The sequence below is a fragment of the Weissella viridescens genome, assembly GCF_014789145.1.
Taxonomy (GTDB): Bacteria; Bacillota; Bacilli; order Lactobacillales; family Lactobacillaceae; genus Weissella; species Weissella viridescens.
Genome location: NZ_CP061835.1, coordinates 1,141,172 through 1,158,529, shown reverse-complemented (window position 1 = coordinate 1,158,529; position 17,358 = coordinate 1,141,172). Strand labels below are relative to the sequence as shown.

The window sequence follows — 17,358 nt, the reverse complement described above, 5'->3', positions numbered from 1 at the left end:
AATGACACAACAACAATTACCAAGTAAGCGTAGCCATTTAAAAGGAATGATCCAAGTTCCTGGTGATAAGAGTATTTCACATCGTGCGATTATGTTGGGAAGCATGGCTAGAGGGACATCAAAGGTTCGCCATTTGTTGATGGCTGACGATGTGCAATCGACAATGCAAGTGTACCGACAACTAGGCGTGACGATTGAAACAAGCGGTGAAGACACGGTCATTGTGAGTCCAGGCGTTGCGCATTTAAGAGCCACTGACCAACCACTTGACTTTGGTAATTCTGGTACCACGCTAAGATTGAGTTTAGGCGTTCTTGCAAAACAGCCATTTCACATTGATATGATTGGCGATGCGAGTCTGCAAAAACGGCCTATGGGACGGGTCTTAAAACCACTCGAAAAAATGGGCTTACGTCCTGTGACACCTGCCACAGGCTTACCGATTCAGTTAGCACCAAATCAGACACTACACGGCATTACATACACCTTGCCGGTCGCATCGGCTCAAGTAAAAAGTGCGTTAATTTTGGCAGGCCTACAGGCCGATCAAATGACGCGGATTACTGAACCGATTGCGACCAGAGACCACACTGAACGCATGTTAACCACTTTTGGGGTGACTTTAAAACGACAGGACAACACATTGCTCGTGCCAGTGGCGCAAAGCCTATCTCCAGCTGATGTGACGGTCCCAGGTGACTTTTCTTCAGCAGCTTTCTGGCTAGTTGCTGGGGTGTTGGTTCCTGACAGTCAATTAGCATTATCAGAAATAGGTCTAAATCCAACCCGCACAGGTCTGATTCAGTTACTAAAGCGCATGGGGGCTGATATACCAGTTCAAATGCACCAAACAAGTGGCGAACCAATCGGAGATGTATTAGTGCAGACGCAATCATTGCGAGGTATCGACGTAACGAAAAACGATATTCCGGCGGTGATTGATGAACTCCCCTTGCTAGTTCTAGCAGCAACGCAAGCAGAAGGGGTCACCACAATTACAGGGGCAGAAGAGTTGCGCGTTAAAGAGACGGACCGCATTGATGCGGTGACGACAGAATTGAATCGACTTGGGGCGCAAGTGACGGCCTTGCCAGATGGTTTCAGTATTACTGGGCCAACACCATTACACGTTGCGGAACCAACAGTCGTTCGGAGTCACGGCGATCATCGGATTGGGATGATGTTAGCAGTTGCCGCATTGTTGACAGAGGGCGCATTAACGCTTGATGGGGCAGAGTCAGTTGCGATTTCTTATCCAACTTTCTTCAACGACTTGGCACAATTATGATTGAGAGGGCATGTGATGTTAACAGCAATATTAATCGGATTCATGGGTGCCGGCAAAACGACGGTGGGTCAAGCACTGGCAGAAACTTTGGATATACCATTTTATGATACAGATGTCCTCATCCAGCAACAGACACAACAAACACCTGGTGCAATTTTTGCACAAGCAGGCGAGATGGCGTTTCGTTTGCAAGAACACGCCGTGTTAGAACAAGCGCTAGCTGAACCGCAGGGCATTTTAGCGACTGGAGGTGGCATTGTTGAGCAACCAGAGAATCTAAAGCTGTTAAAAGCAACGCAAGTTCCGGTCATTTATTTAGATGCCCACTTTGGTACTGTGGCAGAACGGTTGATGGGGGATGTTACCCGGCCTATTCTATCTGAGAAATCTTTCCGTGATGTGGTGGAACTTTATCAAGCACGGTTGGCCAAGTATCAAGAGGTGGCAAGCCTCGTGCAGCCGGTTGATAATCGCACACCAAAAGCGATTGTCACAGAAATTCAACAGGAGTTGCCCCATGTCTAAATCGTTACAAATTGGTTCTGCTCAAGCAAAAGCACGGCGACCTTTGATTGCGGTGCCATTACTAGTGGAAGATGCCACTATGTTTCAGGCGCAAATTACACAATTTAACCAATGCCAAGCCGACGTTATAGAATGGCGTATCGATGCTTGGCATTTTTTTGCAGACTTAATTAAATTAATGCCTCAACTTTTAGGACAATTTAATAAGCCGGTTCTAGTAACCTATCGCACACAAGATGAAGGTGGTTTAACGGCGTTTGATCAAAACCTGTATCGCCAATTGAACCAATTAGCGATCACCAACGGTGCTAGTGCGATTGATATTGAGGTGGCGCATTTGGGTGTGATGCATGACCTTCGCACATTGGCGTATCAAAATCAGGTGACCGTGATTGGGTCAAAACATTGTTTAGGCCCGGCTCAAGCTGATGTTCAAAATATTTTGGCAGAGCTTGTAAAGCTACCAGTGGATGTAGTTAAGTTTGCGGAAGATGTGCAGACTAGCACTGAAACAGACGCTTTATTAACTGCAACGCGAGCGATTTCATTGGGAACTGACAAACCGTTAATTACTATGGGCATGGGCGCGGCTGGTCAACGCTCTCGTACAATTGGTTACCAATATGGCTCGCAATTAACGTTTGCTAGTTTAACTAAAGCCTCAGCGGCAGGACAGTTAAGCTTGTCAGACTTATGCAAAGCATTGAATATGAATGAAAAATAGATTAAAGTTTAATAGCTATATTTTGTGACATTTTGTAACAAAAGCGATGCTAATCTGATTATATTGCGAATATGAATGCAAATTAATGACTTAATGGATACTAATATTATATAAGTGACTGTGTTTTGTTTGTAAAATTTGACATATACGATTGACTTATTCAATCAATTTGTTAAAATTACCTTAAGTATTAATGCAATGGATTTATTTATTCGGTTTAGGAGAAAATCATGACTAAAAAGCAATTATTGTTTGCCTCAGCTGCACTTGCTGCAGTTGTTGCAACTGAAGGTACAACTGATGCACACGCTGATGATGTTAAGGTATCAACACCAGCAACAACACAAGTTGCTCCTGCAACAACATCAACAACAGGTAACACTGTTGTTTTGAACCAGACTGCACCAAAGACTGATGCAACTGCAACAACAGAAGCACCAAAGGCCGATGCAACTGCAACAACAGAAGCACCAAAGGCTGATGCAACTGCAACAACAGAAGCACCAAAGGCTGATGCAACTGCAACAACAGAAGCACCAAAGACTGATGCAACTGCAACAACAGAAGCACCAAAGACTGTTGCACCAAAAGCAACTGTAAAGCCAGTTGCACCAAAGGCAACTGTAACACCAAAGGTTACTCAACCAAAGGCAACTGTTGCAGCAAAGCGTGATGATGATGCAATGTACAACAAGTCATCAGATTATTTGGAAAACTTGAATAATAAACTTACACAATTGTTGGCGAAGAATCCTGATTTGGATATGTCAGATGCACAGTATGATGCATTTTTGAAGGAATTCTATGATGATCCAATCGATGCATACAATGCCCTTCTTGATTATGTTGAGAAGTATGATATTGATGATGATGATTTTAACGATTTGTTAGATGATTTCGAAGAATACATTAATGGTTTTGAAACGGACCTCCTTGATGAAGACGAAGATATTGATGCCGATGAAGCGATTGAAGCTAACACTGGTGCAACTACTGACACCAAGCATGCTGGTTCAACTGCTACTAAGCAATCAAACGCAGTTGTTTCAACACAAGCACAAACTCGCATGGAAAAGTTCCATGGTTCAAACGCCAAGACTTTGCCTAACACAGGGTCAGACCAACAAAATGGTCTTGCAGTTGCCGGTGCAGCGCTATTAGCTGAATTGGGTGCAGTTGGATTCGGATTGAAGAAGCGTGGTTAATTAACGTAAAAACGGGATAACTCAATTTTGAGTTGTCCCGTTTTTTTAGCTGGAGACTTTAGGCATCTTTATGGCGCATAGAAGTCAAACCTGAACATGTTATAATGAAGTCACGCTATGAGAGGTGGAGAAGTACTATGTGGCAAATATTTAAAAAAGATTTTTTGGATGCCTTTAAAACGAAAAAAAACATTTTTGTTTATATTGTTTTTCTAGGGTTAGCTTATGTAATTGCAAAAAATAAGACAGTTTTTGTTGTGAACCCTGATCCAAGTCAATTACCGTTATTCGGTTCTGTTGATGTGATGTTGCTCATCTTTGGCTTATTGATTGCTGGAGCTTTATTTGGCGGAATTGTTTCTGGGGAAGTGGATCGACAAACGATTCGATTTATCGTGCCGTATGTCTCACGCGTCAAGATTTATGTGGCTAAATTCTTAGCCATATTCGTTTATCTCATTTTATTGAGTATCGTCTCAATTGGCTTTGTCTTGATTTACCGGCAGACGTTCAAATTGCCTTGGCTCGATATCACCATGTTATTCGTTACTTTCTTGTATGTAGCAGCCTTATTGATGCTGATTTCAAGCCTCTTTAATCAAGAAAAGTTAAGTGTTTTTACAGCAGCAATTGTGGGAATCGTTTTGCCTATTTTGGCGTTAATTAATATGCTCCAACCAAATAACATCATTAATTTCATTTTAAAGCTAACACCGTTTGGTTACTTGGAACCAGCTAATTGGGGCAGCATTGCATCAGTTTTGGCTCTAAGTGTTGCATTTACGGTCCTAGGCGGTTTGATTTTCAGTCGAAAAGAGGTGTAGCATGATTGAACTGACACATGTTAATAAACGTTTTAAAAGCAAAGTGGTCTTAGATGATATTAATCTTAAGATTGCTGACGGTAAAATTACCGCTATTGTTGGTCCAAATGGTGCTGGAAAATCAACCATTATTGGTTTAATCAGTGGTTATTTCCGCCCAACATCTGGTGACATCGATCATGGTACAGTTTCAGTTATGCCGGATGCCGATAATTTGTATGCGGAAATGACCGGGAAAGCCTTTCTTAAATATATGTGTAAAATCAAGAAAGCTGATTATAAAGATGCGGTGCATATTGCCGACGTGTTAGAAATCAGTAACGACTTGAATAAAAAAATAAGCACGTACTCTTTCGGAATGAAGAAAAAAATTAGCTTTGTCCAAGCTTATGTGGGTGATTTTGACACTTATATCTTTGATGAGCCAACGTCGGGGGTAGATGTACCTTCAGCTAAGGTCATGTTGGGATTGGTTATGCAATTAGCCAAGCAAGGTAAGGGTGTTTTATTGACTTCACATAATATGACCGAGCTTGAAACAAATAGTGATTATTTGTATATTTTACGCAATGGTAAGATTGATCAATCAGGGACAATGCAAGATTTGGAAGCTGACAGCTTGGCCCAAAATCATTATGTCTTTACCACTGATGATGCTGCCAACCTGGTGACGTTCTTGACACAAGTTCCACAAGTAGAGATTGTGTCAAAGACTGACGGTCAGGTGGTCATTGCATTATCAGATGAGTTGCCAATATCAGATTTGATTATGAAGATTTTGGAACAGCATCTTTCATTGACTGGTTTCTGGCAAGATCACCAGCATTTAGCCGATATTGCTTTTTCGGATAAATAAATATATGAAAAAACGCTAGTGTCGTGAGACGCTAGCGTTTTTCTTTACCTAATATTTACACCAGATTTACATCAACCTGCCATAATAAAAAGCGTAGTAGAGTGGTGAATCAAGAGGGAGTGGACGCGATGAGTGTTGCAGAACAAAAACGATGGTTTATTGCAGCGACAAGTATTTTTGTCGTGTTAATGATAATTGCAGGGTGTTGGGATTTACAAATTAGTCGCCATTTTATTGATTATAATAGTATTTTTGGCACACTTTTCCAGACACTAGGCGAGTTTCCTGTTTATATGGTGCTTGTCTTAAGTGGTGAAATTGCGATGGCGTATGGTTTACGGAATCGCGTGAATGGCTTGTTTTCAGGTAGTTTAGTGATAGGCGGATTTGCCTTATCAATTTGGCAGTTACAAAAATATTTATCTGAAATTGAGAGCTATTCACTAGCCATTCAGGATAATGTGCATCGTCATCGACCAATTGGTTTGGCCAATAGCGATAGTAGTGAAGCTGGTCTCAATCTTGTCATTACGTACGCTATCTTAATTTTTACGTATATTGTGGTAACGCTCTTGTTACAGTATTGGCTTTACCATAAGACAGCCCAACAGATCAAGCAATTGCTAATTGTTAGCGTATTTGCTTCGTTAACCGTGCTACTTGCATATGAAGCGAATATTGCTTTAAAACAAGCGTGGGGACGAGTCCGACCATATGAATTAAACACGACGCAGAGTGATTTTACTGCGTGGTATCAAATCAATGGACCGAATGGGCATCTATCATTTCCTTCGGGTCACTCAATGGCGGCGACACTTATGATTGTTTTTGCGTGGTTTACCACTGGTAAATGGCACCGGTATATATGGGGATTTGGCATCGGTTATGCAGCTCTGATGTACGTTTCTCGGGTTCGGATTGGTGCGCACTTTATGAGTGATACGGTCTTTTCAGGTTTCTTAACTTTCTTGATTATTTATATTATCTGGGAATTATACAAAACGGTGATTGCGTCATCGAATCAATTAGAATAAGGACAAAAGCGCTAGGTTTCCTTAGCGCATTTTTTTTGTCTTGCCATAACCAGGGATTTTCTTATAACATAGAGTAAAATAAAATCCGAATGGAGCTTGTGATGTCAATAAAGAAGCAATACCAAATCTTTGGTCTAGCAGCAGTCCTATTTATTCTGATTATGTCATTTGGAACCGCATTTGATTTAGAAATCAGTCATACGGTTATGGATCAAAAGAGTTGGTTTGGTGCTATCTTTCAAATGATTGGGATTCTGCCCATGTATCTAGTGCTTATGGTGAGTGGAGAAATTGGACTCGCTTATGCATGGCGTGTCAGCAATAATCGTCTCTTTTCGGGTAGCTTGGTGGTGGGCAGTGGTGCCTTAATCCTGTGGCAAACCCAAAAAGGGTTAAAGGAACTTTTGAGTTATGGCGGTGCCATCATTCATAATATAAAAAGCGGGCAGCCCATCGGTGTTGCCAACAGTGATGTGCAAGCGAGTCCCTTCAGTCCAGGACTAACCTTTACCTTGACGGCGATTGTTTTTGTAATATTTACAACTTTGACACAACGATGGCTTAAACAAAAATCGATACAACAACTGGAAGCCCTACTTTTGGTAGCTATTTTTGCGACAGTAACGGTATTGATGGCGATGTCAGTAAATGGTGCTTTGAAAAACGCCTGGGGAAGGGCGCGTCCGTATGAAATAATCCATAATGGCGCTCGCTTTACCAATTGGTATACGATGAATGGTGCTAATGGACACAAATCATTTCCATCTGGACATGCTATGGCAGCAGCATTGACAGTTGTTTTAGCATGGTTTGCGAATGGAAACTGGCGTAAATTTTGGTGGTTCGGTGGTATCGGCATTGCAGTAATCGTTGATTTATCACGTGTGCGGGTTGGTGCTCATTTTTTAACCGATGTCACTTTTTCGACTTGTTTAACATTTATGATAATTTATGTGATGTGGGAAATCCACCAGCACATAAAGTCAATGAAACGTTAAATGCTACGGCTGCGCAACTGGCGTGGTCTTTTTTTTATGCTACAATAGGCGCAATGAATAGTCGATTTGGAGGAAATGATGCAAATGGAAAAATCAATTTATGATGAAGAGATATTTTTTGATGCTTATAGTCAGATGCAGCGCAGTGTTGAGGGGTTAGCAGGAGCTGGTGAATGGGAGGCGTTGGCGTCAATTTTGCCAGATTTTGAAGGTAAAGCAGTCTTAGATATTGGATGTGGATATGGTTGGCACTGTCAATATTGTGCTGAGCATGGCGCAGCTTCTGTTATCGGAATTGATCCAGCACAAAGGATGTTAGATGTGGCGCAGTCTAAGAATCATTATCCTGATATCGTGCAATACGAGTTAGGTGATGCCGAGAGCATTAAGTTTACTGATGGAGAATTTGATGTGATTTTGAGTTCTTTGGCACTTCACTACGTGGCTGATTACGACCAATTAGTTCAAAAAATGTACCGAATGTTAAAGCCGCAGGGACAATTAATTTTTACCGTGGAACATCCTCTTTTTACGGCTGAAGGATCAGAGGATTGGGTCAAAAATGACGCGGGTGAAATTGATCATTTCCCAGTCGATAATTATTTTGTTGAGGGTCAACGCGAAACGCATTTTCTCGGTTCAGATGTCAAAAAATACCACCGGACTTTGACGACCTACCTTGAAACATTACTTAAAAATGGTTTTGCACTCCAACACGTGATTGAACCAACGCCACCAGAACACATGTTGGGCCAACCAGGGATGCGCGATGAATTACGGCGCCCAATGATGTTAATTATTTCCGCCGAAAAGTCAGACAATTAAAAAAGCGCCCTTTGAGCAAGGGCGCTTTTTTAACGTGTTGTTTTTTAATCTATAGAAAAAGTGACAACAACAAGTAAATTAGAATGAGTAGACCAGCTAGGAGCCATTGCCATTTGGGTAACTTATCTTGGTAAGTCATTGTCCGAGGGAAACCTTCTGAAAATCCATGAGAAGCCATGCCTTGGGCAAGATCGTCAGACCATTGAATCGCACTTAAAATGGCTTTGAAATACAATTGAGGCTGCCATAGGTGGTAAGTGATGCCACGTAAATTCGCAGAATACCGAATTATTTTAACTTGCCGTTGGATGCGTGGGAGTAGATTAAAGGCAGCCAGCAAACCGTAGGCGAAGGTTGGTGAGAGATGCAGGTGTAAGACAAAACTGAGCAACATCTCTTTCACCTGGGTTGTAAGCGTTAGTGTCATGCCCAAGAACAAGTAGGCAAACAGACGGCTGACTTGTAGCCATGCTTGTTGCCAGACGTCGCCAGTTCCAAAGGCGATAAATGACCACCCAGTCCCCAAAGCAAGTGGTAATGAAACCAACGTAACTAAACCAATCGTTTTGAGATTAGCGTGATGGGTGATGAGATACAATAGGGCGATACAGCAAACCACAGTATTGGCGACAATTGACTGAGTAAAGGCCATGGGAAATCCGATGCCAAGGAGGACAATCAGTAAAACACTTGGATTTAAAGTCATTGGGTACCTCCCGTATCTAGGTGGCGTTCATGCAAATTAATCTCATAATCGACATATGGCTTTAGCCCAATCCGTTGATGTGAAATCATTAGCGCACTCATTTGATTGTCGCGTAAGGATGTTTGAATTAAATCTAACACTTGGTGCATTGAATCCATATCTAGTCCAGCTAAGGGCTCATCTAAAAGTAGTACGGGTTGGCCCATGATCAGCATACTTAGCACCTGTAGTTTTTTTTGCTGACCACCTGATAATTGATAGACATTAGCATTAGTGTGTTCGGCTAAATTAAGCTGAGTCAAAGTACGCTGAATGCGTGCGTCTGTCCAGTAATCAGGCAAGTGTGAGTGCTGTTGTGACAGGGTTAGTTCATCTGCAACTGTCAGGGCCACGAATTGATCCAAGGCGTCTTGGAAGACCAGACCAACTAGCTGAGCCCATTGCTTTAGTTTTATTTTTTGACTGTCTTGTCCTTGCCATGTAATGCTTCCCTGATAGGAACGCTGGTGTGTAATAGCAGCAAATAAAGTTGATTTTCCACTACCATTGACACCGGATAATAAACCAAGTTGGCCGGCTGGCAGCGCAAAGTTAGCTGATTGGAGTAGATTACGTCCCGCCATGTCAATGTGCACGTCAATTAGAGCCAGTGGGCTTAAGTTGTTGCGCGATGGTGCTGGGAAAATTGGGTTAGCCGTAATACATGCGTTAAGGACGCTGGCGTCCGTTTGCGTGAGCTGATGGTTAGACAATTGATAGACTTCATCAACTAAAGTGGTGTATCCGGAAAAGTCATGATCTGCAACGATGATGGTTTTACCATACTCAATTTGAAGCGTTTTAAGCAAATGCATAAGTTCATGACGAGCATGCGGATCAACATTAGCGAAAGGTTCATCTAATAAAATATACTCACTGCCTAACGCTAAAATCGTAGCTAGCGCAACTTTTTGCTTTTCTCCGCCAGACAAAGTCATGAGCTTTTGGTTGGCTAGCGTCGAAATGTCAACGGCAGCTAAAGCTGTGGCGACTTGATCTGGAATCAGCGAAGCATCGGTTTGGATGTTTTCAAGTGCAAAAGTTATTTGATCAGCCGGCGTTGCCATAGCAAATTGGCGGCTTGGATTTTGAAACAAGAGGGCAACCCGTTTGGCACGCTCAAAAGGGGCAACAGTGGCAATCGGCAAGTCATCCAATGTGATTTGTCCGGTAGTGATAGCGCCACCAAATTGAGGTAACAAGCCAGTCATTGCCTTGAGTAATGTGGATTTTCCGGAACCAGACGAACCAATTAAGAGATTGAAACTACCTGGCGTGGGAGTCCAATTAATCTGTGTCAAGTCTTCAGGGCCATCCTCACGATAGCGAAAACTGAAATTTTCAACAGCGAGTTTAGTCATGGGCTTACTTCATTAACCCGGTTTGATCAAGTAGGCGCTTAATCCAATAAACCAAGACACCTGCAAAGAAGCCAACTGAGAGCAAACGGGCAGCGAACAGGCCAACCAACATTAAAGGTTGGTAGTGCAGATAGCCGTTACTAAAGAGATCCCAACCAAAAGTAACAATGGTTGAGGTGAGGACAGAAAAGGCAAGACCTATTTTATCCCAGTTTTTGTAACCGGTGATTGCAAAGCCAAGTTCGCTTCCGAGTCCTTGAATGCTTCCAGATAAGAGCGTTGAAACACCCCAACTTGAGAACAGTAACATTTCAACAGTTGCGGCTAAAAGTTCACCAAGGAAAGTGGCGCCAACTTTTTTAAGTAAAACGCCGGCCATGGGACCAGCCATCAACCAAACTCCTAAAGTGAGGTCGTTGGCAAATGGTTTGAGTGGGGTCGCCGCAAGGGCGTAGTACATATAACCCCATAATTGGTAAATGATTCCGAAGAAAATGGCGATAATAGCCAAGAAAATGACATCTTTAAGATGCCAGCGTGTGTTATTTTGTTGCAATGTCTGCATGACAAGCAACCTCCTTAAAGTTATTCGAATCAAACAGTGGAGACAAAAAAGCCGTAATCAAACACTATTGAAAGGTTTGACTACGGTTTTTGTTTACAGTATTAAAGGCCCATAAAAAGGGCGGTGTTGCGCGTAAACAAAACCAAGCTTCCTCCGCCAGTATTATCTGGATCAGGTTTGTGGGTATTATCTCAGCCGTTTGGCACCCCAGCATGGTTGATTCGTTACGCTTAGTATAGCGGATTAATCAAGCGTTTGCAATTGTCCACGGAATTGTGCGACATCGTCATACGCTTTGACCTTCATTTCAGTTTCCAGTTCATGCTTTAAACGATTGAAAACTGTAGGTCCTTCTTGGTGTAATGTTGTTCCGACTGAAACGAGGTCAGCCCCACATAAAATCAAATCATAGACATCGCGGCCATCTTTAACACCACCGGTTCCAATGATTTTGATTTCAGGGTTCAAACGTTGACGCAAGCCGCGAACATTTGCTAAAGCAGTTGGCTTGGCGATAGCACCGCCAAGACCACCAAACCCACCTTTAGGTGCAATCATAGCGGTGTCAGTGTCAGGATTAACCATCAACCCGTTACCGATTGAGTTAATCGTGTTAACGAAAGCTAATGGGAAATCGTTAAGGACGGCCGCAATCATATCGAAGTGCGCAATATCAAAGTAGGGCGGCAACTTAACACCCAAAGGCTTCTTAAAGAATGTGAAAGCCTCCGTCAAAATTTGTCGGGTCGTGTCAAAGTCGTAACCGGTTTGTGGCTTACCAGGTACATTCGGGCATGAAAGGTTCAATTCAACTAAACCATTAAAGTCTGAAGCTTGAATTTCACGCAACATTTGTAGATTATCATCCTTTGATAGTCCAGCAATTGACAGAAAGAGTGGCTTATCAGCTTGGTGGGCAATTGCATATTCCAAGTAATAATCTAAGCTCAAATTTGGGAGACCCATTGAATTGATTGATCCCAAGGCCATATCGGCATAACGGACGCCAGGGTTTCCAGGACGTTCCATTGGGGTAGCGCTTTTAGTTACCAGTGAGCCTGCCCCTGGGGCTTCAAGAATTTGATCCAATTCTTCGGTTGTTTGACAATACACTCCAGCCGCATTTAACAAGATATCGTCAAAAGTAAAGCCGGCAATGCTCGCAGTCATTGTTGTCATAATATTCTCCTTATGGGTATGCGTAAATTGCATTTAAATTGATTTTACTTATTTTACCAGTTTCTAGGTAAAAAAACTAGTTTGTTTAAATCGATTTAACACGTTTTAAGTAATTAGCGATTTCGTGGGGATACATAGCACGCATGGCGAAAATCTGTTAAAATGAAAATATATTATGAACACGTTAAAGCTTAAGTGCAGAGATATATTGGAGGAAGAGCCTGTGTCATCTGAATTAAAATTATTTGGTTTGTCAGTGAACCATGCGTTAGCAAAAAAAGTTGCTGACGAATTACATATGTCTTTAGGACAAATTGATCAAGCCAGCTTTGCTGATGGCGAAATCTATGAACGTATTTTGGAAAGTGTACGTGGGGATGATGTCTTTATCATTGCTCCAATTGCAACGGAAGCCAATGATGCGTTTATGGAGATTATGATTGCCGTTGATGCTTTACGTCGTAGCTCAGTTGATACAATTAATGTCGTTATTCCTTATTTTGGTTATGGTCGTCAAGACCGTAAGGCTAAGTCTCGTGAGCCTATTACGGCAAAACTAGTAGCGTCATTACTTGAAATGAATGGGGTTGATCGCGTTGTGGCGGTTGATTTCCACGCCGATCAATTACAAGGGTTCTTTAACAATCCTGTCGATCACTTGTTGGCAGCACCGCTCCTTTCAGATTACTTCTTCGAACGGAAGTTGACGGAAAACTTGGTGGTCGTTTCACCTGATCATACTGGTGCCGGTCGCGCCCGTAAATTTGCGGACTTGCTCGAATCACCTTGGGGCGTTATTAATGATTCAGTGGCATCAGTAATGCCAGAATCACCTGATGCCATTGTGGGTGAAGTGACTGGGCGTCGCGCCATCATTATTGACGACATCATCGATTCAGGCCGTCGTATGCAAATGACAGCTAAGGCGTTGAAGGCAAATGGAGCAACCGAAGTTTTCGCCGTTTCAACACACGCAGTCTTCTCAAAGGATGCCGGACGTGTCTTAGCGAATGATGCAAATATTGACCATATTGTGGTCACAGATACGGTGCCAATTGCACCAGAAAACCAATCTTCTAAATTAACAGTTTTGTCAGTGGCCCCACTATTGGCTGAAGCGATTAAGCGTATTCACCAAAATGAGCCGCTAGATGAACTTTTGAAGTCACACAATAATCCTACTGTAAAACTATAAGTTACTTGAAGAAACGGAGAAATAATGATGGTCTATGCAGCTGCAGATAACCGCTATGATGTTCTACCATACCGCCGTGTATCAGATTCTGGTTTAATTTTACCTGCCTTATCATTTGGTCTATGGCGTAATTTAGGCGACCAAAAGCCTTTGGCTAATTCACGTGAAGTGATGTTGAAGGCCTTTGATAATGGTATTTTTTCTTTTGATAATGCTTCTAATTATGGTCCTTCAAATGGAACCGCCGAAGAAACGTTTGGTGCAGTGTTCCAAAGTGATTTAAAGCCTTATCGTAATGAATTAGTTATTACGACGAAGGCCGGCTACCACATGTGGCCTGGCCCACTAGGCGAATTTTCAGGACGGAAGACTTTGACAGCCGCACTAGATTTGTCATTGCAACGTATGCACCTAGATTATGTTGACATTTTCTATGCCCACCGTTGGGATCCAAATACGAACTTACGTGAGACAGCTGAAGCGCTTGACTCACTTGTACGTCAAGGTAAAGCTTTGTACGTTGGTGTTTCAAACTATACTGCGGAGCAAACAAAAGCGATTGCCGAAATTTTCGAAGAATTGCATACGCCATTCATTGGAAACCAAATGTCATACAATATGTTCAATCGTGAAGCGGAACAAGATAATATGTTAGATATTTTGGATGCACATCACGCCGGGTTGATTGCTTATGGACCTTTGGCAGAAGGATTGTTAACGGATCGTTACCTAGATGGTTTCCCAGCCGACTTGCCATTGCATCGTTCAAACTCATTTATTGCTGACGACCCTAAGGGAACCGTTGCTAAGTTGAATGCTTTGAATGACTTGGCAAAAAACCGAAACCAGACGTTGGCCCAAATGGCAGAAGCTTGGCTCTTGCGTGACAGTCGTGTTGCTTCAATTGTTATTGGTGCTTCATCTGTTGATCATCTTTTGGACAATGTGAAGGTGGCAGGTAACATGAACTTTACCCAGGATGAATTGGCTGAAATCGATCGTATTTTAGCACAATAATTAAATTTAAAAACGCTTAGGAAGACGCTTCCTAGGCGTTTTTTTGTTTTTCTAAAATAAATTTGTATAACCGACTTGACGTTATGTTATAGATGATATAGTATATATTATATCGAAAACAGTATGAGAGGAAACATGATATGGATATTCAAGTACCAACGACAATTCTTGATGGCACAGTCTTATCAATTTTGTCTAAGGAGGATACATATGGTTATATCATCACAAAAACCGTTCAAGAGAAATTGAATGTGAGTGAATCAACGATGTATCCAGTCTTACGTCGCTTAAAGAAGAATAACTATTTAACAAATTATGATGAACCGTTTGAAGGGCGCATTCGCCGGTATTATCACGTCACAGAAACAGGGTTAGAACACTTAGCTGAAATTCGTTCAGCTTGGGCCGATTTTGACACAGCTGTCAGTTCACTTTTGGAGGAAGGTTAATGTTTAACGATTACTTTGCGGAAGTCCGCAACTATTTGAATGGTGTACCGAATCAAGATCAAGAAGAAATGATTCAATTTTATGAGGAACAAGCGATGGATGCCAACTGGACCGTTGAAGAAATGGTACAAAAATATGGTACGCCAAAACAATTCGCACGATCATTGCGTTTGGAATATACGATGAACTTGGACGACGAACAAACTAGCCAAGCTAGTGACGTTACGCCACAAGCCAAGGGAAAGAATCGTAGCCAAATGATTTGGTTGATTATCTTGGGTCTATTGGCCAGTCCAGTGCTAGTATTCTTGGCGCTCTTCTTAATTCCAATGATTTTGGGAATCCTATTTACCTTTGTCATGATGATTTTTTCAATCTACGCCGGTGTCATTGGCGTTTTGGGTGCTGGTCTGGCTTCAATTTTTGCTGGATTTTCATTGTTCTCAAGCTCTGTGCCAACAGCCGTCTTCTTTGGTGGACTCGGCTTGTTGTTGACAGGGTTAGTGGTTATTTTTGGACCGATTATTTGGAACATTACAAAGTGGATGTTTGAAATGTTTATTAAATTTATGAAGTGGTTGGGACGTAAGTTGGTGTCAAATCACCGTGGCAACCAATCAAAGGAGGTGTAGTCAGATGAAATTAAAGAAGCCTTTAATTATTGGTGGTATCTTATCAGTTGCGGGAGTTGCTTTGATGTGTGCGACTTTCAATGAATCGAATTTTAATATCTCTTGGGAAAAAGGGAAGGGATTAGAGACCGTTTCTGTTCGTAAAAATCAACAAAACTTTGCCAAGAATGATATTAAAAACGTTGACCTAAATGTTAAAAATCAACAAGTGACCTTAAAGCAAGGTGATACTGATAGTTGGCAAGTGAAAACAACATCATGGGGTGGCAAGCAAAGTTCTGTGAATGTTAAAGACGGTACGTTACACGTAACCGCAAAAGACAACACGCAAGACAATATGGTAATGATGTTTGGTGATTCTGATACAGGATTCTCTTTCAATAATTATGATGAAGAAAGTGATACAACGATTGTAGTGCCTAGGGATGTTAAAATTAGTCAAATAAATGTGACTGGTAAAGACGGTGGCGTGATTATGGATGACTTCAAGGCCAATCAAATCAAGGTGCAAATGCAAGATGGTGGTGCACGTATCCGGAATATCCAAAGCAAGTCTTTGAATATGAATTCAAGTGATGGACGAATGTATGTCGAAAATAGTACTTTCGATAAGATGCAAGTGACCGGTCGTGATATGGGAGTTAGTGGGTCTGGTTTGAAGTTAAATCAAGCAAGTTCAATTAACCTTCGCGATGGACATGTTGCCATTGATAAGGTTCAAGTTCCAGGCTATAACCTACATGCCAAGTCAGAAATTACATTTGAATCTGGTGCCAAAGATAAAGACGGCAACTATATCAAAATTGATAAAGATGATGAAAATAATACTGTTAAGCGTGGAAATCAACAGCAAGCATTAACAATCAATGCTAACTATAGTACGATTGCACTTAGTGAACACGCTGGTTTACCAGACGACTCAGATGACGACGATTCTGATGATGCAAGTGATTATTAATGAATACTAAAAAGATGATTGCATTCAATGCAACCATCTTTTTTTGGTTGTTTTGGTGTGCAAGAGGCTTGCATAAACGGAAACTATCAGTTAATCTGAAAATTATTAATGTCCATCTTGTGGGCAATGCAAACTAAAATAATGGATGATAAATATGAAAAAACTAATTGCAATTGATTTGGATCATACAACTTTAAATGAAGCCGGTCAGGTATCAGATTATACGATTGCTGTTCTGCAAGCACTCCAAGCCCAGGGGGATATTGTCGCAATTGTGACGGGGCGTTCACCCCGTGTTTCTGAACCAATTTACCGTCAAATTGGGCTAACATCCCCATTGATGACTTTTAATGGTGGGCTTGGATTTAAGCCCAATACAAGTTGGGATGGGGAGTATAGTATTACATTCTCAAGTGAGATTTTATACCGCATTATGATTGCTTTTGATGTGCACCATATTCAAGGTATTGCGGGTGAAAATCGTGAAGATGCTTGGGGACGAACTGAACGGATTGTGCTCAGTCCTGAGGAACAAATTTTCTTTCCAATGAGTGTTAAAGAGCGACGTTTATTGACCATCGATAACCTACCTGCACGATTTAATGAAGTGTTGTTTTATATTGCACCAGAGTACCAACCAGCGTTTGTTAATTTTGTTCGTGAAACCTATGGTGACCAGGACGTTGAAGCAGTACCTTGGGGACAAGGGTCATCGATTGTTTCATTACGTATGCAATATGTGAATAAGTATATGGCGCTAACCGCCTTACAAAAAGCGTACGATATTGAACCTGACCAAGTGTACGCCTTCGGTGACGAAATGAATGATTATGAAATGCTACGTGGAGCAGCCCACGGAATTCTAATGAAGAACGGAAATCGAAAATTAGAACCGGTGGTTGAAGCAGTTACACGTAAAACAAATGATGAAGATGGCTTGGCTGATTATATTGAAAATGTTTTAAAGTTAGTCTAGTT

General features: G+C 41.7%; 19 protein-coding genes and 1 riboswitch. Of the genes, 15 read left to right on the top strand and 4 right to left on the bottom strand.

Going from position 1 to position 17,358, the window contains the following annotated elements:
* The first annotated feature begins 1 nt into the window (after position 1).
* The 9 genes from aroA to IE337_RS05675 all read left to right on the top strand — a co-directional run bounded on the left by aroA (position 2) and on the right by IE337_RS05675 (position 8,279).
* Positions 2 to 1,288: a 3-phosphoshikimate 1-carboxyvinyltransferase gene (gene aroA / locus IE337_RS05715; RefSeq protein ID WP_191136124.1), complete on the top strand. Its 1,287-nt coding sequence runs from the start codon at positions 2 to 4 to the stop codon at positions 1,286 to 1,288.
* 15 nt (positions 1,289 to 1,303) lie between these two features.
* Positions 1,304 to 1,813 (top strand): shikimate kinase, encoded by a 510-nt coding sequence (locus IE337_RS05710; RefSeq protein WP_191136123.1) that lies wholly within the window; start codon positions 1,304 to 1,306, stop codon positions 1,811 to 1,813.
* Complete coding sequence (locus IE337_RS05705) at positions 1,806 to 2,537, top strand: type I 3-dehydroquinate dehydratase (protein ID WP_191136122.1); 732 nt, start codon at positions 1,806 to 1,808, stop codon at positions 2,535 to 2,537. The genes IE337_RS05710 and IE337_RS05705 overlap by 8 nt, the downstream gene beginning before the upstream one ends.
* 230 nt (positions 2,538 to 2,767) lie before the next feature.
* Complete coding sequence (locus IE337_RS07925) at positions 2,768 to 3,742, top strand: LPXTG cell wall anchor domain-containing protein (RefSeq protein ID WP_191136121.1); 975 nt, start codon at positions 2,768 to 2,770, stop codon at positions 3,740 to 3,742.
* A 137-nt stretch (positions 3,743 to 3,879) separates the two neighbouring features.
* On the top strand, positions 3,880 to 4,566 hold the full coding sequence (locus IE337_RS05695; RefSeq protein ID WP_181405896.1) for an ABC transporter permease: 687 nt from the start codon (positions 3,880 to 3,882) through the stop codon (positions 4,564 to 4,566).
* Position 4,567: 1 nt separating this feature from the next.
* Positions 4,568 to 5,422, top strand: a complete 855-nt coding sequence (locus IE337_RS05690) for an ABC transporter ATP-binding protein (RefSeq protein WP_057744366.1) — start codon at positions 4,568 to 4,570, stop codon at positions 5,420 to 5,422.
* A 128-nt stretch (positions 5,423 to 5,550) separates the two neighbouring features.
* Positions 5,551 to 6,456, top strand: coding sequence for a phosphatase PAP2 family protein (locus tag IE337_RS05685; protein ID WP_191136120.1), 906 nt, complete (start codon positions 5,551 to 5,553; stop codon positions 6,454 to 6,456).
* A 101-nt stretch (positions 6,457 to 6,557) separates the two neighbouring features.
* Positions 6,558 to 7,454 carry a phosphatase PAP2 family protein gene (locus tag IE337_RS05680; RefSeq protein ID WP_191136119.1) on the top strand — a complete coding sequence of 299 codons (897 nt, stop codon included), beginning with the start codon at positions 6,558 to 6,560 and terminating at the stop codon, positions 7,452 to 7,454.
* Between the two features lie 84 nt (positions 7,455 to 7,538).
* Positions 7,539 to 8,279: a class I SAM-dependent methyltransferase gene (locus IE337_RS05675; RefSeq protein WP_191136118.1), complete on the top strand. Its 741-nt coding sequence runs from the start codon at positions 7,539 to 7,541 to the stop codon at positions 8,277 to 8,279.
* Between the two features lie 49 nt (positions 8,280 to 8,328).
* On the opposite strand, the gene IE337_RS05670 is transcribed toward IE337_RS05675, so the two are convergent.
* The 4 genes from IE337_RS05670 to IE337_RS05655 form a co-directional block, all read right to left on the bottom strand.
* Positions 8,329 to 8,985, bottom strand: a complete 657-nt coding sequence (locus IE337_RS05670) for an energy-coupling factor transporter transmembrane component T family protein (protein WP_191136117.1) — start codon at positions 8,983 to 8,985, stop codon at positions 8,329 to 8,331.
* The gene (locus IE337_RS05665; protein ID WP_191136116.1) at positions 8,982 to 10,385 is read right to left on the bottom strand and encodes an ABC transporter ATP-binding protein; all 1,404 of its coding nucleotides are present in this window, start codon (positions 10,383 to 10,385) and stop codon (positions 8,982 to 8,984) included. Before IE337_RS05665 ends, IE337_RS05670 begins: the two co-directional genes overlap by 4 nt.
* A 4-nt stretch (positions 10,386 to 10,389) precedes the next feature.
* A complete protein-coding gene (locus IE337_RS05660) occupies positions 10,390 to 10,950 on the bottom strand; it encodes an ECF transporter S component (RefSeq protein ID WP_191136115.1) in 561 nt (186 codons plus the stop codon).
* 131 nt (positions 10,951 to 11,081) lie between these two features.
* A riboswitch (TPP riboswitch) is annotated at positions 11,082 to 11,170 on the bottom strand.
* 23 nt (positions 11,171 to 11,193) lie between these two features.
* Entirely contained in the window at positions 11,194 to 12,129 is a 936-nt protein-coding gene (locus IE337_RS05655) for a dihydroorotate oxidase (protein ID WP_057744347.1), read from the bottom strand.
* A gap of 223 nt (positions 12,130 to 12,352) precedes the next feature.
* Between IE337_RS05655 and IE337_RS05650 the strand changes: the two genes are divergently transcribed.
* The 6 genes from IE337_RS05650 (at position 12,353) to IE337_RS05625 (ending at position 17,356) form a co-directional block, all read left to right on the top strand.
* Positions 12,353 to 13,324, top strand: coding sequence for a ribose-phosphate diphosphokinase (locus tag IE337_RS05650; protein ID WP_227067228.1), 972 nt, complete (start codon positions 12,353 to 12,355; stop codon positions 13,322 to 13,324).
* Between the two features lie 27 nt (positions 13,325 to 13,351).
* Entirely contained in the window at positions 13,352 to 14,341 is a 990-nt protein-coding gene (locus tag IE337_RS05645; RefSeq protein WP_191136876.1) for an aldo/keto reductase, read from the top strand.
* 140 nt (positions 14,342 to 14,481) lie between these two features.
* The gene (locus IE337_RS05640) at positions 14,482 to 14,790 is read left to right on the top strand and encodes a PadR family transcriptional regulator (RefSeq protein WP_057744340.1); all 309 of its coding nucleotides are present in this window, start codon (positions 14,482 to 14,484) and stop codon (positions 14,788 to 14,790) included.
* Positions 14,790 to 15,422: an HAAS signaling domain-containing protein gene (locus IE337_RS05635; protein WP_057744337.1), complete on the top strand. Its 633-nt coding sequence runs from the start codon at positions 14,790 to 14,792 to the stop codon at positions 15,420 to 15,422. The genes IE337_RS05640 and IE337_RS05635 overlap by 1 nt, the downstream gene beginning before the upstream one ends.
* Before the next feature lie 4 nt (positions 15,423 to 15,426).
* A complete protein-coding gene (locus tag IE337_RS05630) occupies positions 15,427 to 16,380 on the top strand; it encodes a DUF4097 family beta strand repeat-containing protein (protein ID WP_191136113.1) in 954 nt (317 codons plus the stop codon).
* Between the two features lie 154 nt (positions 16,381 to 16,534).
* Complete coding sequence (locus IE337_RS05625; RefSeq protein ID WP_057744332.1) at positions 16,535 to 17,356, top strand: HAD-IIB family hydrolase; 822 nt, start codon at positions 16,535 to 16,537, stop codon at positions 17,354 to 17,356.
* Positions 17,357 to 17,358: the final 2 nt, after the last annotated feature.